The organism is Rhabdothermincola salaria, assembly GCF_021246445.1.
Lineage (GTDB): Bacteria > Actinomycetota > Acidimicrobiia > Acidimicrobiales > Acidimicrobilacustridaceae > Rhabdothermincola_A > Rhabdothermincola_A salaria.
In genome coordinates this window covers 1,882,279-1,901,192 of the sequence record NZ_JAJQXW010000001.1, presented here as the reverse complement: position 1 = coordinate 1,901,192, position 18,914 = coordinate 1,882,279, and the positions used below count along the sequence as shown (strand labels likewise).

Here is an 18,914-nt window from a genome sequence, read left to right as displayed (position 1 = left end):
TCGCGCTCGGCGAGGTTCGGCGCGTGGCGGACGGCGGCGGCGTAGAGGCGGGCGGCGGCCGCGTCTCGGTGTGTCAGACCACCCGGGCCGTGTCGCGGCCGGCGAAGTCGATCCGCACCCGGGCTTCGACCGCGTCCACCCCCAGGCTCTCGGCCGCTCGATCCAGCGCTGGCTCCAGACGTCGGAGCAGGGCGTCGGGATCGACGGCGCGGTGGACGTCGAGGCGCACGTGCATCGACGGCTCGCGGCCCATGGCGACGATCCGCACTCGGGCCTTGCGGACCCCGTCGACCGTGCCGATGTCACCGGCGATGGCCTGGGCCAGGCCCGCCGGCTCGAGGGTGGTGCGCCCGCGACGATCGGCGTGCAGCACGACCGTCGACAGGTGCGGCGGGCCGGGGCGGCTGGTGAACTGGCGTGACGCCCACACCAGGGCGAGCACCATCACCACCACGCTGGCGCCGAGGATCACCGCGAACCACAGGTCGGGGTCGGCGACGAGCTCGTCGCGGACGTCGGCGTAGATCGAGCGGGGCTGGTCGACGTCGTCGAGCAGCCCTTGGTTGAGAGCGAGGCCGAGGCCGCCGGCGGCGGCCAGCACCAGGCCGAACAGCAGCAGCAGGACACGGTTGGTGCCGTCGATCACGTCACAGCACCCGATCGGCGGTCTCGGTGGCGTCGACGCGCACCTTCGGTCGCTTGGCCAGTTGGAGCTTGTCGAGCTCCTGGCCCACCGCGGTGCGCACCGTGCGTTCGGTGGTGGGCCCGTCGGCGCCGCGGGGCACCAGGGCGGTCACCCTGGCCGTGCGCTTGGAGGTGGTGACCTTCCCGCCGAGCACGCCGTCCTGGTCGATCGTGAGGTCGCGCAACCGAGCCTCCATGCCCTTGCGGCCGTAGCGGATCACCCGTTCGCCGTCGGCGTGGCGGCGCTCGACGGTGGGCACCCGCTGGGGGATGAGCTGCACCACCACGAGCACCAGCCCGAGGGCGAGGGTCGCCCCGGCGGCGATCGCCCAGGCGTCGGCGCTCCAGCGGCCCCAGTCGCCGCTGGCCAGGTTCTCCCCCCAGTCGTCGATGGGGAGGAGCACGGGGTTCCTGTCGGCGCGGATGCCCACCGCCTCGATGCCCACGAGGATCGCCGCCGTCACGAGGGCGAGGGCGACCAGCAGGGCCAGGAAGCGACGCAGGAGGGTCATCGGGTCTCCGGGACGCGGGGCTCGGAGGGCTCGTCGGTCGCGGGCGTCGCGAACGACGCCTCCCCCCGGGGGCTGGCGACGTCGTCGGTCTCCTCGCCGGTGTGGGTGTCGTCGTCGGCGGCGGCGCTTCCGAGGGTCTGGGTGTCGTCGTCGGCGGCGGCGCTTCCGAGGGTCTGGGTGTCGTCGTCGGCGGCGGCGCTTCCGAGGGTCTGGGTGTCGTCGTCGGTGCGATCCCCCTCGACGAGGTCGGCGACGTGGACGTGGACGGCCGGGTCGTCGACCCCGCCGCGGTCACGCAGCGCCGACACGACGCGAGCGTGCACCTCGGCACCGATGGCGGTGACCGGGCGACCGAAGCGCACGACGAGGCGCACCTGCACCGCCGGGTGGTCGGTGTGGGTGGTGTCCACCCGCACCCCGGTGATGCGTTCGCCCAGCCCGTAGGTGGCGAACTCGCCGGCCGGGCCGGCATCCAGGTCGACCACGTCGTCGTGGGACCGGGATGCGTCGGCGACCACCCGGGCCAGCTCGAGCGTCGATGGCGCCGGTGAACCGGCGTCGGGGCTCATCGGTCTACTCGACCCGGCCGCTGTTCTGGTCCTGGTCGCCACCGGAGAAGGCGAGGTCGTTGACGGCGATGTTGACCTCGACGACCTCGAGGCCGGTCATGCCCTCGATGCGGTCGATGACGTTCTGGCGTACGGCACCGGTGACGTCCATGATCGACGCCGGGTACTTGACCGTCATGGAGATGTCGACGGCGGCCTGACGGGTGCCGACCTCGACGCCCACGCCGGACTGCTTGTGCTCGTCGCCGCGGATGCGGCCCACGACGCTGCCGAGGGCGCCGGACAGGGCGCCACCGAGGGAGTCGACCCCCTCGACCTCGCGGGCGGCGATGGAGGCGATCTTGCCCACCACGTCCTCGGAGATGGAGGTGGTGCCCTTGTCGGTCTCGAGTCGGGCGAGGGAGCCCGAGTTGCCGGAGTTGCCTGGCTTGGAGGCGGGCTGGTTCTGGGTAGCGGTGTCACTCATGAGTTGCTCCTCTGGGTTGGCGATCGGGGATTCGGGGCCGGCCCGGCGGCGGTCAGGGCCGGTGGCGACCAGGGCCAGGGCCAGGGCCAGGGCCAGGGCCAGGGCCAGGGCCGGTGGCGGTCAGGGCCGGGCCCGGCGGTTGGCGGTCAGTTGTCGCGGTCCTGTTTGAGCACCTCGCGCAGGTCGATGCCCTGTTCGATGACGTAACCGACCAGGAAGCCGACAGCGCCCAGGCCGAGGGTCAACAGCGCGCCGCCCACGTCGGTGAACGCCCAGACGGCGCCGACGACGAGACCGACGAGGATCCAGAAGCGGATGTTGTTCATGAGGTGGCCTTTCGGGCTCAACGGACTCGCGGTGGTGGGCGGGCAGGGCCGTGCCGGACGCGCTCGATGAGGGCGGCGAGCAGATCGCGCCACCGGGCGGCGGGCACGATGACGATGCGTTGGTAGGCGACGGCGGGACCCGGGCCCGGACCCGAACGGGGCCGGTGGGCGCCGTGGTGGCGAAGGCAGCGGCGGGCGTCGAGCAGGTCCTGGGAGCGGTGGACATCGCCGCCGTGGTCGGGGTGAGCGGTGCGGATGGCCCGCCGGAAGGCGGCCTCGATCTCGTCGGGGCCGGCGTCGGGAGCCACAGCCAGGATGGACCGGGCTCGCTCGGCGCTCATCACGCGGGGACCGTTGCTCGCACGTCCCTCTTGTATCCATTGCGGCCCGGGGGTATGCGCCCGCCAGGGTTGGAGCGGTCGAGCTCGGGATCGGTCCCGGTGCGACGTGACCCCAGGATGGGGATCGCGTCATCGGGCCCATCGGCCGGCCGGGCCCGATGGCTACCGTGAAGGGCAGGTCGTCAGATCGGAGTTCCCGAGGTGAGCGATGAGCCGGCTCCCACACAACTGCGTCACCCACGCGTCGCCGAGCTCGTCGCCGGCCGGCTGAGGGAGCGGATCCTCGACGGCGACATCCCCGACGGCGGCCTGCTCCCGAGCCAGGAGAAGCTCCTCGTCGAGTTCAAGGTCAGCAAGCCTTCGTTGCGCGAGGCCTTGCGGATCCTCGAGACCGAGGGGCTGCTGACCGTCCGCCGGGGCAAGATCGGCGGGGCTGTCGTCCACGTCCCCGAGGCTCGCGACGCCGCCTACAACCTCGGCCTGGCCCTGCAGGCCAAGAAGGTGGCCATCGACGACGTGGGTCAGACGCTCCGCCAGCTCGAGTCCGCCTGCGCGGGGATGTGCGCGGCTCGACCCGATCGCAACGAGGCAGTGGTGCCGGTGCTGCGTCGTCACAACGCGGCTGCTCGCGACCTGCTCCACGACGAGCTCGCCTACGTCGAGGAGATGGCCGAGTTCCACGAGAGCATCGTCGGTCTCTGCGGCAGCCCCACCATGCAGGTCGTGGCCGGCGCCATCGAATCGCTCTGGTTGGCCCATGTGCGCACCTGGGCGCAGCGGGTCAGCGAGCGCGGTGACTTCCCCGACGCCGACTATCGGCGCAAGGGGCTCGAGGAGCACGAGCTCATGGCCGACCTGATCGAAGCGGGCGAGGTCGACGCGGTCACCCGGTTGGCGTCGTCGCACTTCGATCCCCAGCAGTTCTACGACGACTTCTCCCGCCCCGAGCAACCGGTGCGAGCCGCCTTCCTGCGTCACGAGGTCGAGCCCGGCGACGATCGGTCGGCGGCTCCGCGTCGAATCGTCTAAACTGTTTGCCAGATGGTCGTCCTCGGCGTGTTCCGTCGCCGGGGAGGGGAGGGACCAGGTGGACATCGACGACACCCGCTTCAAGATCGCCGCGGCGCGGCGCATCCTGCAACGAGAGGGCTGTGACAGCGGCATCGCCGGGCATGTGAGCGTGCGGTCGCCGGGCGAGGACGCCTTCTGGGTGACGCCCTTCGAGTACTTCGACGAGACCACGCCCGACCGGCTCCTGCGGGTCACCTTCGACCTGGAGGTGCTCGAGGGCGATTGGGCTCCGTCGCCGGCCATCCAGTTCCATGCCGCCATCTACCGCGAGCGACCCGACGTCGGTTCGATCATCCACACCCACTCCTACGAGGTGTCGCTGTTCTCGACCCTCGGCACCGAGCTCGGGATGTACAACGTCGTGGCTGCGCTGTTCCACGGCCGCCAGGCGCTCTTCTGCGACGACGGGTCGCGTCCCTCGGCGGACGGCAAGCCCCTCGCCGCCGCCCTCGGCGACGACAAGAGCGTGGTGATCATGCAGAACCACGGCGCGGTGATCACCGGACCCACCCTGGAGCATGCCGCCGTCGACGCCATCTCGCTCGAGAAGGCGGCGAGGTACCACAACGACGCGGTGCGCCTCGGCGGCCGAGAGATGCCCCTGGCCGAGGTCGAGCAGACCCAGCGCGACTACGACGAGCACTTCCGGCCCGCGACGTGGGCCGCCAACTTCCGGCGGCTGCGCCGATCCGATCCCGACCTCTTCGACCACCTCGACGGAGAGGACCGCTGATGCCTTCCCTCGACGACCTCGAGCAGGACCTGGGCTTCACCGTCGCCGAGCGCGGCAAGGTCACCTTCCTGCCCGAGCCGGAGCGTCGCCCGCGGCACTACCCGCTCATCTCCGTCGACGACCACCTCGTCGAGCCGCCCGACACCTTCGAGGGCCGCATGCCCGCCGCCTTCGGCGACCGAGCGCCCCACATCGTCGAGCGCGACGGCGCCCACGTGTGGGTGTACGACGGCCAGGGGTTCCCCAACGTGGGGTTCAACGCGGTGGTGGGCCGGCCCGTGCTCGAGTACAGCTTCGAGCCGACCAAGTTCGAGCACATGCGCCGCGGCGCCTGGGACGTCGACGCCCGGGTGGCCGACATGGACATCAACGGCGTCTACGCCTCGCTGTGCTTCCCGTCGTTCCTGCCGGGCTTCGCCGGCCAACGGCTCCAGCTGTCCACCCAGGACCCCGAGCTGGCCCTCGCCGCCACCCGGGCCTGGAACGACTGGCACCTCGAGGCGTGGTGCGGGGCGCACCCCGACCGCTTCATCCCCTGCCAGCTGCCGTACCTGCTCGACCCGGAGCTCGGCGCCCAGATGATCCGCGAGAACGCCGAGCGGGGCTTCAAGGCCGTGACGTTCTCCGAGAACCCCCACGCCCTGGGGCTGCCGTCGATCCACACCGGCCACTGGGACCCGCTGCTGCAGGCCTGCGAGGAGACCGGCACCGTGGTCAACCTCCACATCGGGTCGTCGGGCACGGCGCCGAGCGCGTCTCCCGACGCACCGCCCGACGTCACCGGCGTGCTGTTCTTCGGCTACTCGATGTTCGCCACCGTCGACTGGCTCTTCTCCAAGATCCCGGTGCGCTTCCCGGACATCAAGCTGGCGTTCTCCGAGGGCGGCATCGGCTGGGTGCCGGCCCTGCTCGACCGGCTCGACCACATGTCGCGCTACAGCGAGATGTACGGCACGTGGGACGGCATCGAGCTCAGCCCCGCCGAGGTGTTGCACCGCAACTTCTGGTTCTGCTCCCTCGAGGACCCGAGCACCTTCCCGCTGCGCGAGCGCATCGGCGTCGACCGCATCCTGGTGGAGCAGGACTACCCGCACTGCGACTCCACCTGGCCCGACACCCAGGAGGTGATGCGCCACCAGCTGGCGACCCTCACCGACGACGAGGCGCAGAAGGTGACCTGGAAGAACGCGTCCGAGCTCTACCGCCATCCGGTGCCGGCCGCGGTCCAGGCCGATCCCGAGGCCTTCTGATGGGCGCTGGCGACACGCGCTCCGAGCACGTCACCGTCGACGGCGCCGACGTGCTGGTGCACCGCCGCGGTGAGGGCCCCCCGCTGCTGGTGCTGCACGGCGAGGACGGCCTGCTCTTCACGGGCCCGTTCATCCAGGCGCTGTCCTCCAGCCACGAGGTCATCGCCCCTGCCCTGCCGGGCTGGCCCGGCTCCGACCGTCCCGAGCACGTCACCCGCCCCCAGGACCTGGCGTTCGCCTGCCTGGAGCTGGTCGCCGCCCTGGGCACCGGGCCGGTGCCGGTGGTGGGCCTCTCCATGGGGGCGTGGGTGGCGGCCGAGATGGCGGTGTGGCAGCCCCGACAGCTCAGCGCCCAGGTGCTGTGCGCTCCCGTGGGCGTCAAGTTCGGCGGGCGGCAGGACCGCGCCTTCGTCGACATCTACGCCACCGGTGCGGCGGACGTCCGAGCGCTGCAGTACGCCGATCCGGCCGACGTGCCCGACCTCGCCGAGGTCGGCTTCGACGAGCTGTTGATGTTGGCGGAGGCCCAAGAAGCGGTGGCCCGCTACGCGTGGGAGCCGTACTTCCACGAGCCGAAGCTGCGCCACCGGCTGCGCCGGATCGCGGCGCCCACCCTGGTGGTGGCCGGCGACGCCGACCGGTTCCTGCTGGAGGGGGACATCGCAGAGCGGTGGGCCGGCGCCATCGGCGATGCCGCTCGCGCCGTCACCCTGCCCGGCGTCGGCCACCGGATCGAAGAGGAGGTCCCCGGTGAGCTGGCGGCGTTGGTGACGGACTTCCTGCGGACCGTCGACGACGTTCCCGCCCCCGCTCTGGCGGGTCAGGAGGAGAGCTGATGTTCCGCTCGTGGGTGTTCACCGAGATGCCTTACCCCCACATCCCGCCCGAGGACACGTTCGACTCGGTGCGGGTGAGCTTCCCGAGCCGCCACTACGACCCCGAGGTCGGCCACCAGCTCTACCAGGCGTACTACGACATGTACGCCGCCGCCGACGAGCTGGGCCTCGACATCATGTGCAACGAGCACCACGCCACCGCCACCTGCGTGGAGCCCGCCGTGCCGTTGTCGCTGGCCATCCTCGCCCGCGAGACCACACGAGCCCGGCTGCTCGCCCTCGGCAACCCGGTGGCCAACCGGAGCGACCCGGTGCGGGTGGCCGAGGAGATGGCCATGATCGACGTCATCTCCCAGGGCCGCCTCGAGGTCGGCTTCGTGCGCGGCGTGCCCCAGGAGCTCTCCGCCGGCAACGTCAGCCCGGTCGACCAGAAGCCCCGCTTCCGCGAGGCCATCGACCTCATCCTCGAGGCCTGGCAGGCCCACGACGGGCCGATCAACTGGGAAGGCGAGCACTTCCACCACCGCCAGGTGAACGTGTGGCCCCGCGTGTACCAGGACCCCCACCCGCCCGTCTGGATCCCCACCCAGAGCACCTCCACCGCCGTCGAGACGGCCGAGCGGGGGTTCACCGTCGCCACCATCCTCAACGGGGTGGCCGGGTGCCGGTCGATCTTCGACGCCTACCGGACCCGGGCCGCGGAGTGCGGGACCGACGATCCGCCCCTCGAGAAGTTCGCCTACCTGGGCCTCGTGGCCGTCGGGGAGACCGACGAGGAGGGCTACGCCATCGCCCGCAAGCTGCAGTGGTACATCCAGCACAACAAGGTGGCGCCGCAGTTCATGGACGTCCCCGGCTACATCGAGCCGAAGGTCCGGGCCGCCATGTTGCAGTCCCAGCTGAAGGGCGAGGAGGTCACGTCGCCCATCGCCCACCTGGCCCATGCGCCGGTGGAGGAGCTCACCGAGGACGGCTACTTCTTCGCCGGCAGCCCCGACACCGTCTTTCACCAGATGCGCCGCTTCTACGAAAAGGTCGGCGGGTTCGGGAACTTCTTGATGATGGTGCAGGGCGGCACCATGGGCCTCGAGCTGGCCACCCGCACCATGGAGCTCTACAGCCGCGAGGTGATGCCCCGCTTCCGCCGTGAGGTGTACGGGTCGGCTGGTCCTTCGGCCGCCGCCGGTCCTGCCGGTGTCTCTGGCCTCTCGGCCGACCGAGAGGACGGGGCCCCGCTCGGGCCGGCCGCCGCAGGGGACGAACCGGCGCCGCGGTAGCCGAACCGGCCCCTACGCCCCTTCCCCATGTCACGCATCACGTCGCTCACCGCCACGCGTCGCATCCTCGATGCCGACCTCGCCGTCCCCGCCGCCGACGGGACCGTCCTCGCCACCGACGTGTACCGGCTCGACGCCGACGGCCCGCGGCCGTGCCTGTTGCAGCGGGTGGCCTACGGCAAGGACGCCTGGGGCATCGTCAACGGCGCCCTCGACGTGGCCCGAGCGGTGGGCCACGGCTACGCGGTGGTGGTGCAGGACTGCCGGGGGCGGGGGAAGTCCGAGGGGCACTTCCGTCCCTTCGTCGACGAAGCCGACGACACCGCCGCCACCATCGGCTGGATCACCGAACAGCCGTGGTCCGACGGCACGGTGGGGCTGTTCGGCCGGTCCTACTCCGGTATGGGCCAGTGGCTCACCGCCCGTCGGGATGTCCCAGGGCTGAAGGCGATCGCCCCGATGTTGTCGGGCGACGAGCTCGAGCGCGGGTGGCTGGCATCGGAGGGGGTGGTCGAGCAGGGGTTCCTGCTGTTGTGGGCCGTCCGCCACCTGCTCCCCGGTCTGCAGCTGCGAGCCGAGTCGGGCTCGGCGCTGGGCACGCTCCCGGCACTCGACGTCGACGCGCTGGCATGGCAGCCCGATCCCGAGGTCCTCGAGGTGCTCGCCGCCGCCCTCCCGCCGATCGGCGCCACCCTCGCTGCCGGACGACCGGTGCCGCTCGAGGTGGGGCCTCGCCGGCTCACGGCGCCGGCGCTGTGCATCGGCGGGTGGTTCGACATCTTCAACGACGGTCTCATGGCCACCGTGGCGCACTTCCGGGCCGACGCCGGGGCGCCACCGGTCGGCCTCGTCGTGGGACCGTGGCCCCACGGGGGCACCAACCCCGGCGTCTTCCCCGAGCACAGCTTCGGTCCGGGGGCGAGTGGCGACGCCGTCGGGCTCACCGACCTGCAGCTGCGGTGGTTCGACCGCTGGTTGCGCGGTGTCGGCGTCGACGGTGCCGGGGTCCCCGAGGGCCCTGGCGCCCCCTCGGCCGCCTGGGGTTCCGGGGGCACGGGGGGCTCTGTGTCCACCGGGGGCTCTGTGGGCGCCGCGGCCGCCGGTGGTTCTGTGGGCGCCGCGGCCGCCGGTGGTTCTGTGGGCGCCGCGGCCGACGGTGGTTCTGTGGGCGCCGCGGCCGACGGTGGTTCCGGAGGTGCCGTGGCGTCCGGGGCCGAGGCGCCTCTCACCAAGGTGTTCGTGACCGGTGCCGACGAGTGGCGCGACGTGGATGCAGAGGCCCTCCACTCGCCGACCACCGACTGGTACCTCGGCGCCGGCCCAGAAGGTGGCGAGGGGTCGTTCGGTCCCGAAGCACCCGATGCCTCCCACGAGGTGGCGCTCGCCTTCGACGAACGCCACCCGGTTCCCACCCTCGGCGGGCAGACCTTCCTCCCCGGCCTCGAGGTGGCGGCCAACGCCGGGCCGCGCGACCAACGATGCCTGCTCGGGCGCGACGACGTCGCGGTGTTCGTCGGCGCCGACCTCGGTGCGGGTCTCGGTGCGGGTCTCGGTGCGGGTCTCGGTGACAGTTTTGGTGGCGCCGATCCCGGTGGCGCCGAGCTCTCGGGCCAGGTGCGGGCCCGGCTCGCCCTGGCCGGCGCGGAACCGGGGCTGCAGGTGTGCGTGCGCCTGGCGGAGGTGGAGCCGAGCGGACGGATCATGCTGCTGCGCGAGGGGGCCGGGCGCACCGGCGCCGACGGCACCACGGCCGAGCTCACCGTCGGGTGGCTCACCCACCGTCTGCGGCCCGGTCACCGCCTCGCCGTGCTGGTGTCGCTCACCAGCTACCCGAGGTTCCCGCGAACCGTGACCCGCACCTCCCCGGGCGACGAGCACGGGTCCGTGTCGTTGCTCTGCGGTGCGCAGGGTTCGGTCATCCGCCTGCCGCTGGTGGGTGGGCCCACGTGAAGACCGTCAGCCGATGGGGCCCCGTAGCGCCCGCGAGGCCAGGTGAAGACCGGGAGGCCAGGTGAAGACCGTGAGGCCCTGTGGCCATGACGACAAGTGAGAGGGCGCCATGAGCGTTGCAGTGATCGGACTCGGCAACATCGGCCTCGCCATCGGGCGACGGCTCACGATGCGGGGCCAGGAGGTCGTCGGTGTCGAGCTGTCCGAGCTCCGTCGGACGGTGTGGACGGCCATGACCGGATTGGAGGCCGTGGAACGGCTCGACGACGTCGACTGGCGCGACGTGACCCGGGTGCTCGTCGTCGTCCGGCTCACCGAGCAGGCCGAGGAGGTCCTCGAGGCACTGGGTCGGGTGGCTGAGGGGCGGGTGGCCGAGAGCCGGCCCCTCACCGCCTTCGTCGTCACCACCCTCGAGGCCGAGGCGGCCACGAGGCTCGATCGTTTCGCCACCGACCAGCTGCGGCTCGTCGAGCTGCCTGTCTCCGGCGGGGAGTTCGGAGCGCTGGCGGGGAACCTCACGGTGATGGGCGCCGGACCTCTCGACGACGAGGACGAGGCCTTCCTGCTGTCGACCATCGCCTCGAAGGTCGTGCGCTTCGATGGCTACGGACAGCCCACCATGGCCAAGCTCGTCAACAACGTCCTCGCCGCCTACAACACCGCGGCGCTGGCCGAGATGCTCCGGTTGGCCGACGAGGTCGGTCTCGACGCGGCCAAGGTCTACGAGGTGGTGCTCTCCGGATCCGGGGGCAGCTGGATGGCGGGGAGCCTCTTCGAGATCGTCGTCGATCTGCTCGAGAAGGACGTGGGCCTGTTACAGGACCGGCTGGGCGGGCTGCCCCGCATCAGCGTGGAGGGCGATGGTGAGCTGACGCGCGCCCTGGACGGCGCCCGTCGGCTCTTCGCCGGCCCCACGACCTGACCCCCCGCACCGCCGGTCGCCGTCGTGTGGGCTGGCGTCGTGTGGGCGGGCGTCGGGTTTCGTGGGTTGGCGCTGGCCGGGCTGGCGTCGGGTTTCGTGGGTTGGCGCTGGCCGGGCTGGCGTCGCGTCTCGTGGGTTGGCGCACCGCCGTCCTGCCGTCGTGTCTCGTGGGTTGGCGCAGCGCCGTCCTGCCGTGCCGTTGTGCGGTTGTGCGGCTGTCCGCCCGGGGCGGCGAGCGGGCTGAACGCGCAGCCGGCCGACGTCTCACATCGTCTGTCGCCTGTCGCCTGTCGCCTGTCGCCTGTCGCCTGTCGCCTGTCGCCTGTCGCGTGGCGTGGCCCGTCGGACCGCCTGGGTCATGGGTCGGCCGCTTCTGCCAGGGGGTCGGTGGGTGGGAGGAGAGGCCGCTTGCCCGTGCCGGGGGCGAGGCGGTAGCCGTCATGGGTCTTCATGCGGTGATGCTGCCGGCAGAGGTGCTCGAGCTCGGAGAGGGTGGTGTGGCCGGTGAGGCACCATTCGACGACGTGGTCGGCCTCGAGGCGGATGCGGTTGGAGCAGCCGAGCACGGCGCACACCGGCGAACGCCACTGCAGGGCGGTGCGCTGGACGGCGTTGGGTCGCCGGCCACGGTGGACGAGGTCGGCGACGTCGACGCCTCGCATCCGCACGGCAGCCTGCAGGGGCGCCGACGCCGGGTGCCGCAGCTCCTGCTCGGTGAGCTGCACGATGACCTTGATGTGGTGGGCACTGGTGTCGCGATCGGGCCCGGCGGGCCGACCAGCAGGCCCGTGCACGGGGGACCAGAGCTGGCGGACGAGCGGTGAGCGTCGCCCGAGGTGGAGCACGGAGCGGACGTCGAGGGGGTCGTCGTCGGCGGTCACGACCAGGGCGACGAACGCCCCCTGGCCCAGCCATTGGCGGACGACCCCCACGGGGATCGGGCCCTGCCCCACGATCTCGGCCAGGTCGCCCGGCTTGGCCACGTCGGCCACGTCGGCCGGGTCGGCTCTGTCGGCTGCAGGGACGGAGGGGGTCCGGTCGGCGGCGTTAGTTGGGTCGGAGTGGTCGGCAGCGTGGGCAGGGCCGGCCAGGTCGGCGAGCTTGAGTTGGTTGTCGACCTGGCCTTCGTCGGCGCAACGATCGAAGCCGACACCGAAGGGCTGCTCGTTCGTCGTGGCCGCGTCCCGCGGGTCATCGAGTCCCTCGAGCAGGAGCCGGTGGCTGACGTGGACGAGCACCTCGGCGGGCGCGGGTGCCTCGGAACCACGATCGCTGGAAACCGAGGTCTGGCCCTCTGCTGGTGGGGCTTCGGGCGTCGGACCCGACGTGGGCCCGGGCGGTGATGGGCCGGCCGGCGGTGGTCCGGATGGTGGCTCGTCGGGTGGGGGATCCGCCGGGGAGGGGCCGGATGGTGGCTCGTCGGGTGGGGGATTCGCCGGGGAAGGTGCGGCGGAGGGCGTGTCGGGCGTCGGACCCGACGTGGGTCCGGGCTCGGCCTGATCGGGTTGGTCGGCGCCGCTGGAGGCAGGAGCGCCGACGCCGGCATCGGTGGGCGCGGGGTCGTCGGGGGCGCTCGACGAGGACTTCGGCCCCCGGCGTTTGGGGGAGCGGAGGGCAGCTCTGGCGACGCGGACCAGGGCGTCGGCTCGGTAGGCGTCCATGGGCTCTCGCCGGCCCTCACGGCGGGCCTCCTGGAAGACGAGGTCGGTGTGGGCCTCGACCAGCGCCATGAACTGGGTGTGCTCGGCGAGTTCGAGGCTCCAGGAGCCCCGCCCGGCGCCGTCGTCATCGACCCAGGCCCGCAGGTAGCGCCCGCGGTGCACCCGAGCCGCCTGCTCTTCGGGCCCGATGGCGGCGGCTCGCACCTTGCGGCCCCGGCGCTTGAGCTCGGTGAGCGAGGAGTTCTCGGCCTGGTCGAGCATGTTGCGCTCGGACCCGGGGGCGACCTTTTCGGTGCGGACCACCTCTGCGGCCTGCTCGGTGGAGATGTCGCCGGCCTTGAGCGCCTCGAGGGTCTGCGGGGCCGACTCGAGACCGCCGGCGAGGTTGAGCAGCTCGGCGGCGTGCCCGGGGCTGGTGCCCAGCTGCCGGCCGGCCCACTTGGATCCGTCGACGTCGTCGCGGCGACGCACCTTCGACGTCTCGGCGGCGCGCTTGATGCAGAGGAGCTCGGCGGTCTGGGCCATGCGCTTGACCTTGCCGAAGCGCTTGGCGGCGGTGGCGGCGTCGCTGGGGGAGAGCTCGCCGACCTCGAAGCGATCGACGTAGCGCCCGAGGTGCTCGACGATCTCGCCCAACGTGAGCGGTGGTGTGTCGGCGATCGTCATGGCCGGAGCCGCCTGGCGAGCTGCGGGCACGCGCCCGGCGAGACCGTCGCCACCGTGCCAGGAGCACGCGGCGGTCGCCCGACCAGCGGGCACCGGCGATGGGAGCCCGACGAACCTGGTTGGACCTGCTCGGCCCTTCGCGGCATCACACGCACCTCGACCAACGGAACGAGACGGCTGAGAGGGCGCCAGAAGCGCCGAGAAGGGGAAGAACCTGCACTCTACAGGATCGAACTCATGTACGCAATCCGGAACCGAAAGAGAATTCGAATCGGGCTCTCGCCGGCCGATTTCATCCCATCGAGACCACGCAGGGCCCGACGAGCACATCGGATCGATCGATGAGCGTCAGCCTAGGAATGGCATGGGACAGTCGACCGGCGGGCCGACGACGGCGAGGCCGAGGTCGCTCGGAGCGACGAGCGACGGGCGAGGGACGACGGGCGAGGGACGACGGGCGAGGGACGACGGCCCAGCCGTCTCGTTCAGGCCGGTGGGAAGTGGCGGCCGAGATGGTGCACTGCGGCCTCGATGGTCTCGGCGGCGATGGGTCCGGTTCGGCTCACGGTCTTCTGCAGCGCGCGAGGCCAGGTGACGAGAACGCCGTCGAGCTCGAAGGGCTTCAGGAGGAGGGAGGCGTCGATGTCGACGAAGCAGAGTGCCGGTCGCACCGGGAGACCGTCGAACTCGGTGCCGAGCGCGCACCGCACCGCGGCTGCCTGGTCGGCGACGGCGGCCGCGAGTGGCGTGCGGTCCCTTCCCCCGATGTAGAGGCGGATGTCCCGACGGAACCAGCCTCCGACATCGCGCCGCTCGAGGCGACCCGAGTAGCGCTTGGTGTCGATGACGTAGACGCCGGTCGGTGTGACGGCGATGTGGTCGATGTTGCCTCGGGACCGGGGTTTGCGGCGGTCGTGGAGAGCGACGACGCCCTGATCGGCGACGGCGTCGAGACGGCTACCCACCAGCCGTTCACCGCTGGCTCCCTTGCCGTAGGTGCGCGTGGCCGTGGGATCCTTGGTCACCGCGAGGATGGCGCCGCCGATGCGGGGGAAGCGGCCCCGGATGTCGGCCTCGTGGCGTGCCTTGGCCCGGACGGCGATCTGCTCGGCGGAGCGTCCTGCTCGGCCCAGGTCGATGTCGGCCCCCGCCGGGGCATCATCAGCAAGGTCGGTCGTTGCCCCGCTCGGACTCGGATCTGTGGCCGTCGCGCACCTGAGGCAGGTGATCGTCTTGGTTGCCTGGTCCCACGTCGCCGTGGTGCCTGCTGGAAGGGGTTCGTTGCAGCTCCGACAGTGACCGGGATACCGGAGCCGTATGGACGTGTGGGCCGTCTGCGGCCTCGAGTCGTCCGATCCCGGGTGGCCCGGGGGCTCAGCCGGCATCGCGGTACTCCGAGTAGCGCTCTTCGAGGCGGTCCGGGTCCGGTCGGTCGGGCGGACGGTGGGGGAGCCTGATGAGGTTGCCGTGGAGGTCCTGGAGGCCATGGCGCAGCATGGGCCCGTCGACCTCGTCGAGGATGTCGTGGCGGATCTCCACGACGTGGTCGGGCCGGATGCCGAGGATGTTGGCGTCGAACGCGGCGTGGTGGATCTTGCAGAGGGCCAGGCCGTTGGGCACGACCGGCTCACCTCGTGGGTGACGGTCGCTCAGGATGTGGGCGGCGTCGAGCAGCTCGCTGTGGCGCAGGTGGCAGATGCTGCAGCGGGTGGCGTAGGCGGCCAGGACCCGCTGACGGAACCCGGCCTGGTGGACCCGGGTGAGGGCGAGGCGGGTGACGTACTGGCGACGGGCGTCGTCGGCGGCGTCGATGGTCACGCCCGGGGCGAGCGCCTCGACGTCCTCGCAGGCCATCAGGAACGTGAGGCGCTTGGGGTCGTCGGCGACGATGACCATGGGCCACAGCGGCGAGTACAGGCCCTTGGCGACACCCCGGAAGTAGAGGAGGGGTCGGCCTTGCTCCATGAGCGAGCGCAACCCCCGGTTGTCGGCGTGGGCGGGATCAGTGCCGAAGTAGCGGTAGCGGAGGAACCCGTCGTCGCCGGCGACGTCGCCGTAGGGGTCGTTCGGGCTGGTCGTGATGGAGATCGGCATCGGCCATCCCCGTGCCCGCCAGATGCCGCGCTGGCCGATGAGCGTGACCCGTTGCCCGGCGAAGGTGAACCCTTCGGTGAGCGCGCTCCACGGCAGGACGTCACCGAAACGGGTGGTGAGGTCTTCGACGTAGGCGAACGCCGCCCACCTCATCATCCAGTCCGCATCCGGCTCCGCCATGCCGCACCTCCAGGTGCGCAGAGCGTAGGAGATCCGCCGGAGCCGGAGACGAGCGGGCCGTGTCCGGCAAGCTGTGGTCGTGAGTGACGACCTCCTGCTCGAGCGCCTGTTGCAGGTCATCGACGAAGGTCGGCGGACGGCGACCTACAAGTTGGCGTTGTTGAGCGCCCTCATCGACGCGGCTGCCCTGGCTCCCGGTCGATCCGACATCCCGACCCGAGCGATCGCCGCGTCGGTCCTCCACACGTACTTGCGGCAGGTCCCGTCCTACGTGAGCAACGACGGGTCGGTCCACGCGTTGCGCCAGATCACCAACAAGCGGTCGGCGGTGATCCGCGCCGTGGAGCAGCTCCACGACGCCGCCGAGGCCGCCGGTCTACGCACGTTGGCCGACATCCAGGTCCAGCTGAAGGACGACTACGCCGCGGCCGTGGCCAAGGTGGAGGACACGTTCGTTCGCTATCCCATCCCGTTGCTGCAGGTCATCGGGAGCGAGCCGGTCCCGTTCCTCTACGAGCCCGATTGGCCCGAAGGCACGAGCGCGTCGTCGTTGCGCCGAGACGGCCGTGATGTCCTGCGGCTCCTCCCCGGGGTCGCCGACCGGCTCATCGTGCTGGGCCCGTTGCTGCGGCCCCTCATCGAGGTGCACTGGGCCGCCGACGTGGCCAAGTGGTCCGGGATCAGCCTGGAGGACGAGCGCCTGCATGGGCACCTGTTCGGCGCCGAGCGTGCCGCGTTCCCCGCGCCGCTGCGCAAGGGCCTCGTCGAGCTGCAGGAAGGCCGCTGCTTCTACTGCGGCTCTCCCTTGCGCAGATCGGTCCAGGTGGATCACTTCCTGGCGTGGTCGCGCTGGCCGAACGACGCCATCGAGAACCTGGTGGCGGCCGATCGGTGCAACACGATGAAGAGCTCGCATCTGGCGGCCACGAGCCACCTGGACCAGTGGCGGACCCGCTTCGATCGGTCGGGGACCGACCTCGTGGCTGTGGCGGCGGGTGCCGGCTGGGTCAGTGACCCGGCCCGCAGCCTGGCGCTCGTGCGCTCGACGTACGGCCACGTGGTGGCCGGCACGCCGCTGTGGGTGGAGGACCGGGTGTTCGAAGCGGCGGACGGCCCGGTCGCGGTGTAGGTCCTCGGCCGCTCCGAGCTGGTGCTCGGCGTGGATCGAGGGCGTTGTCTTCAGCGCCCCGTGCAAGCAGAATGCAAGCATGCCGAACGTCTTGATCCGCGATCTGCCCGACGACGTGCACGCCCGCCTGCAGCGCCGAGCCGAGGCGGAGGGCCAGTCGTTGCAGCAGTTCCTCACCCGCGAGCTGACCCGGGTCGCGTCCACGCCGTCGCTCGGCGACGTCCTGGCCCGGATCGACGAACGCTCCGGCGGCCGGGTGGGCCTCGACTCGGCCGTCGACGACCTCGCCGAGGAGCGCGGGCGGCGGTGATCGTCGTCGATGCCTCGGTCATCGCCAATGCCGTCGGCGACGACGAGGACGCCGGAAGGATCGCTCGACGTCGTCTTCGTGAGGTCGACGAGGTGGCGGCCCCCGACCTCCTCGACGTCGAGACGGTCGCCGTCCTTCAGCGCGCCTGGCTGAAAGGCGGCCTGTCCGACGAACGGTTCGCGGCTGCCGTCGACGACCTGTTGGCCCTGCCGATCCGTCGATTGCCGACCGGGCCGCTCATGCCGCGGGCCTTCGCCTTGCGGGCCAACGTCACTGCCTACGCCGCTTGCTACGTGGCTCTCGCCGAGGCTCTCGGTTGGCGACTGGTCACGGCCGACGCCCGCCTGGCCACGGCGCCCACGATCGAGTGCGCCGTCGAGGTGCTCACCGTCTGACCCTCTGCAGTGGTGTCCTACCGACGTGGGTCCCTGCGGACGGGACAGATGATCGGCGACGTCGGCTCGGCACGGGTGGCTCCGCGGGCGCCGGGGTCGAAAATGCCCACGTCGTAGCGACAACTGCGGCCGTCGTTCGGTCATCTGATCGGCCTTGGTCGATGCCGTCCGACGCCTGCGGGAACGGTCGTCCCTCGCCGCCGAAGCCGCAGAGCTCGACGCCGACGAAGCCGATCGCGAGGAGATGCTGGCGGTTGCCAGCTTGATGGAGTCCGTACGAACTCCGGGGTGAGCGCACTGAGGTCTCGGCCCTGGGGCCCATGGCTGCACTCTCCTGGCTCGGGTCCCGCTCCGCGAGTCGAAGCAGGTTCCTCAGATCGGGTCGCTCCCGATCCGCCTCAGGAGCACGCCATTGCGCCTCACAGCTCCCGTGCGGACGCGCTGAGGGGTGCCTCGACGTCGTCGAGAGCTGACCGATAGGCGCTGGCCACAGTGCGGCAGAAGCGAAGGAGTGGCTCGACCCGGTCGGTCGTCACCCACCCCGTTTCGGTGCTCGCCAGGCGTTCCGTTCCGTTGAAGCCGAACAGTGCATCGGCCTCGTGCCGGAACGCTGGTTCGGTGAGTGATTCGACCGGGATGCCGCTGTTCACCCCTGCGTAGGAGTGGAACGGAACCATCACGTGGCCGTCGCTGTAGATGGCCACCACCGTGCGGAACCCGTTGGCCGAGGGGCCTTCGGCCATCAACACGACGTGCGTCGGGCCGAGGCGCCACCGGTGCCCGTCGGCCTTCCACGCGGCAACGAGATCTTTGGTCGCGGCGAGCGTGTCGTCGGAGCTGAACTGCTCCCAGAAGGCTTCGATCGATGCGGGGGAGCGGTCCCGTTGCCGGACCTGTTCGACCGTGGCGGTGAACTGGTTCGGCTCGACCGCGACCGAGAAGAGCGGTGCCCAGGGACTGTCTCCGATCCGGACGGCCTTCGCCTCCACGAGCCAGACGGGGATACCCCGTTCGGCATCGAGTTCAGCCATCTCGTTGAGGTACTCGGCGACTGCGCGGAACTCGTCGCGGTGCTCCTCGGCCACGACGACGAGCCCTCGTGCGCGACGGGCCACGGCATAGGCCAAGCCGCGGGTCAGGTGGTCGTGGTCCGCCTTCCCGTACTGGTTCTCGATGACGAACTCGACGCCGTTCGCGTCGCTGGCGACGATGTCGATCCGCCGGCCGCCCGCGGTTGCGACCTCCCACTCGCCGACGGTCGCCAGATCCACGCCTATCGCATCACCGAGGGCGTCGAGTTGCTCTCCTAGGAGGGGGGTGAAGTCCGTCGCTTCGCCGCGCCACGCTTCACTGAGCCGTCTGAACTCCAGCCTCGCCATCGCACTCATGTCTCTCGTGTCTACACCCCGGGCTCGCGACAGAGTTCTCGGCAGAACTGGTATCGAGTAGCTGATCGTCGCGGCCCTGGGGCAGCACGTGAGCGGCGGTCAGGCGTCCTGGCGTGGTTGGCTCGGGTTCCCGAGGTCGAGGTGGTGAGCGCCC

Annotated in this window: 20 protein-coding genes; 10 read left to right on the top strand and 10 right to left on the bottom strand. The window is 71.4% G+C overall.

Translation table 11 applies throughout. From position 1 onward, the window contains the following. Nucleotides 1-73: 73 nt before the first annotated feature. The 6 genes from LUW87_RS08850 to LUW87_RS08825 form a co-directional block, all read right to left on the bottom strand. Nucleotides 74-646, bottom strand: a complete 573-nt coding sequence (locus LUW87_RS08850; protein ID WP_232670777.1) for an alkaline shock response membrane anchor protein AmaP — start codon at nt 644-646, stop codon at nt 74-76. Nucleotide 647: 1 nt separating this feature from the next. After that, entirely contained in the window at nt 648-1,196 is a 549-nt protein-coding gene (locus tag LUW87_RS08845) for a DUF6286 domain-containing protein (protein ID WP_232670776.1), read from the bottom strand. Then, entirely contained in the window at nt 1,193-1,765 is a 573-nt protein-coding gene (locus LUW87_RS08840) for an Asp23/Gls24 family envelope stress response protein (protein WP_232670775.1), read from the bottom strand. Before LUW87_RS08840 ends, LUW87_RS08845 begins: the two co-directional genes overlap by 4 nt. A gap of 4 nt (nt 1,766-1,769) precedes the next feature. Then, nucleotides 1,770-2,231: an Asp23/Gls24 family envelope stress response protein gene (locus LUW87_RS08835; RefSeq protein ID WP_232670774.1), complete on the bottom strand. Its 462-nt coding sequence runs from the start codon at nt 2,229-2,231 to the stop codon at nt 1,770-1,772. A gap of 146 nt (nt 2,232-2,377) precedes the next feature. Further along, nucleotides 2,378-2,557: a hypothetical protein gene (locus LUW87_RS08830; RefSeq protein WP_232670773.1), complete on the bottom strand. Its 180-nt coding sequence runs from the start codon at nt 2,555-2,557 to the stop codon at nt 2,378-2,380. Nucleotides 2,558-2,574: 17 nt separating this feature from the next. After that, nucleotides 2,575-2,898, bottom strand: coding sequence for a J domain-containing protein (locus tag LUW87_RS08825; RefSeq protein WP_232670772.1), 324 nt, complete (start codon nt 2,896-2,898; stop codon nt 2,575-2,577). A gap of 201 nt (nt 2,899-3,099) precedes the next feature. On the opposite strand from LUW87_RS08825, the gene LUW87_RS08820 reads away from it, so the two are divergent. The 7 genes from LUW87_RS08820 (at nt 3,100) to LUW87_RS08790 (ending at nt 10,937) form a co-directional block, all read left to right on the top strand. Continuing rightward, nucleotides 3,100-3,927 carry a FadR/GntR family transcriptional regulator gene (locus LUW87_RS08820; protein ID WP_232670771.1) on the top strand — a complete coding sequence of 276 codons (828 nt, stop codon included), beginning with the start codon at nt 3,100-3,102 and terminating at the stop codon, nt 3,925-3,927. A gap of 58 nt (nt 3,928-3,985) precedes the next feature. Further along, a complete protein-coding gene (locus tag LUW87_RS08815; RefSeq protein WP_232670770.1) occupies nt 3,986-4,702 on the top strand; it encodes a class II aldolase/adducin family protein in 717 nt (238 codons plus the stop codon). Then, on the top strand, nt 4,702-5,952 hold the full coding sequence (locus tag LUW87_RS08810; RefSeq protein ID WP_232670769.1) for an amidohydrolase family protein: 1,251 nt from the start codon (nt 4,702-4,704) through the stop codon (nt 5,950-5,952). The genes LUW87_RS08815 and LUW87_RS08810 overlap by 1 nt, the downstream gene beginning before the upstream one ends. After that, nucleotides 5,952-6,788: an alpha/beta fold hydrolase gene (locus LUW87_RS08805; RefSeq protein WP_232670768.1), complete on the top strand. Its 837-nt coding sequence runs from the start codon at nt 5,952-5,954 to the stop codon at nt 6,786-6,788. Before LUW87_RS08810 ends, LUW87_RS08805 begins: the two co-directional genes overlap by 1 nt. After that, the gene (locus LUW87_RS08800; RefSeq protein ID WP_232670767.1) at nt 6,788-8,065 is read left to right on the top strand and encodes an LLM class flavin-dependent oxidoreductase; all 1,278 of its coding nucleotides are present in this window, start codon (nt 6,788-6,790) and stop codon (nt 8,063-8,065) included. Before LUW87_RS08805 ends, LUW87_RS08800 begins: the two co-directional genes overlap by 1 nt. Nucleotides 8,066-8,092: 27 nt before the next feature. Next, entirely contained in the window at nt 8,093-10,015 is a 1,923-nt protein-coding gene (locus LUW87_RS08795) for a CocE/NonD family hydrolase (protein ID WP_232670766.1), read from the top strand. Between the two features lie 109 nt (nt 10,016-10,124). Continuing rightward, entirely contained in the window at nt 10,125-10,937 is an 813-nt protein-coding gene (locus tag LUW87_RS08790; protein WP_232670765.1) for an NAD(P)-binding domain-containing protein, read from the top strand. Between the two features lie 356 nt (nt 10,938-11,293). Here the strand turns inward: LUW87_RS08790 and LUW87_RS08785 are convergent, their stop codons facing one another. From LUW87_RS08785 to LUW87_RS08775, 3 genes are all read right to left on the bottom strand, one after another. Further along, the gene (locus LUW87_RS08785) at nt 11,294-13,264 is read right to left on the bottom strand and encodes a hypothetical protein (RefSeq protein WP_232670896.1); all 1,971 of its coding nucleotides are present in this window, start codon (nt 13,262-13,264) and stop codon (nt 11,294-11,296) included. Between the two features lie 485 nt (nt 13,265-13,749). After that, complete coding sequence (locus LUW87_RS19185) at nt 13,750-14,289, bottom strand: nuclease-related domain-containing protein (RefSeq protein WP_232670764.1); 540 nt, start codon at nt 14,287-14,289, stop codon at nt 13,750-13,752. A gap of 349 nt (nt 14,290-14,638) precedes the next feature. Beyond that, nucleotides 14,639-15,538 (bottom strand): HNH endonuclease, encoded by a 900-nt coding sequence (locus tag LUW87_RS08775; protein WP_232670763.1) that lies wholly within the window; start codon nt 15,536-15,538, stop codon nt 14,639-14,641. Nucleotides 15,539-15,617: 79 nt separating this feature from the next. Here LUW87_RS08775 and LUW87_RS19180 point away from each other — a divergent pair, with 79 nt between their 5' ends. From LUW87_RS19180 to LUW87_RS08760, 3 genes are all read left to right on the top strand, one after another. Further along, entirely contained in the window at nt 15,618-16,667 is a 1,050-nt protein-coding gene (locus LUW87_RS19180) for an HNH endonuclease (protein WP_232670762.1), read from the top strand. A gap of 79 nt (nt 16,668-16,746) precedes the next feature. Then, nucleotides 16,747-16,977, top strand: a complete 231-nt coding sequence (locus LUW87_RS08765) for a FitA-like ribbon-helix-helix domain-containing protein (protein ID WP_232670761.1) — start codon at nt 16,747-16,749, stop codon at nt 16,975-16,977. After that, nucleotides 16,974-17,372, top strand: a complete 399-nt coding sequence (locus LUW87_RS08760) for a type II toxin-antitoxin system VapC family toxin (protein WP_232670760.1) — start codon at nt 16,974-16,976, stop codon at nt 17,370-17,372. Before LUW87_RS08765 ends, LUW87_RS08760 begins: the two co-directional genes overlap by 4 nt. 419 nt (nt 17,373-17,791) lie before the next feature. Here the strand turns inward: LUW87_RS08760 and LUW87_RS08755 are convergent, their stop codons facing one another. Next, nucleotides 17,792-18,760 (bottom strand): hypothetical protein, encoded by a 969-nt coding sequence (locus LUW87_RS08755; RefSeq protein ID WP_232670759.1) that lies wholly within the window; start codon nt 18,758-18,760, stop codon nt 17,792-17,794. Nucleotides 18,761-18,914: the final 154 nt, after the last annotated feature.

Coding starts and splice junctions, on each gene's coding strand:
- LUW87_RS08845 (WP_232670776.1), bottom strand. CDS start 1,196: ATGACCCTCCTGCGTCGCTTCCTGGCCCTGCTGGTCGCCCTCGCCCTC.
- LUW87_RS08840 (WP_232670775.1), bottom strand. CDS start 1,765: ATGAGCCCCGACGCCGGTTCACCGGCGCCATCGACGCTCGAGCTGGCC.
- LUW87_RS08835 (WP_232670774.1), bottom strand. CDS start 2,231: ATGAGTGACACCGCTACCCAGAACCAGCCCGCCTCCAAGCCAGGCAAC.
- LUW87_RS08830 (WP_232670773.1), bottom strand. CDS start 2,557: ATGAACAACATCCGCTTCTGGATCCTCGTCGGTCTCGTCGTCGGCGCC.
- LUW87_RS08825 (WP_232670772.1), bottom strand. CDS start 2,898: ATGAGCGCCGAGCGAGCCCGGTCCATCCTGGCTGTGGCTCCCGACGCC.
- LUW87_RS08810 (WP_232670769.1), top strand. CDS start 4,702: ATGCCTTCCCTCGACGACCTCGAGCAGGACCTGGGCTTCACCGTCGCC.
- LUW87_RS08805 (WP_232670768.1), top strand. CDS start 5,952: ATGGGCGCTGGCGACACGCGCTCCGAGCACGTCACCGTCGACGGCGCC.
- LUW87_RS08800 (WP_232670767.1), top strand. CDS start 6,788: ATGTTCCGCTCGTGGGTGTTCACCGAGATGCCTTACCCCCACATCCCG.
- LUW87_RS08795 (WP_232670766.1), top strand. CDS start 8,093: ATGTCACGCATCACGTCGCTCACCGCCACGCGTCGCATCCTCGATGCC.
- LUW87_RS08790 (WP_232670765.1), top strand. CDS start 10,125: ATGAGCGTTGCAGTGATCGGACTCGGCAACATCGGCCTCGCCATCGGG.
- LUW87_RS08785 (WP_232670896.1), bottom strand. CDS start 13,264: ATGACGATCGCCGACACACCACCGCTCACGTTGGGCGAGATCGTCGAG.
- LUW87_RS08775 (WP_232670763.1), bottom strand. CDS start 15,538: ATGGCGGAGCCGGATGCGGACTGGATGATGAGGTGGGCGGCGTTCGCC.
- LUW87_RS08765 (WP_232670761.1), top strand. CDS start 16,747: ATGCCGAACGTCTTGATCCGCGATCTGCCCGACGACGTGCACGCCCGC.
- LUW87_RS08755 (WP_232670759.1), bottom strand. CDS start 18,760: ATGAGTGCGATGGCGAGGCTGGAGTTCAGACGGCTCAGTGAAGCGTGG.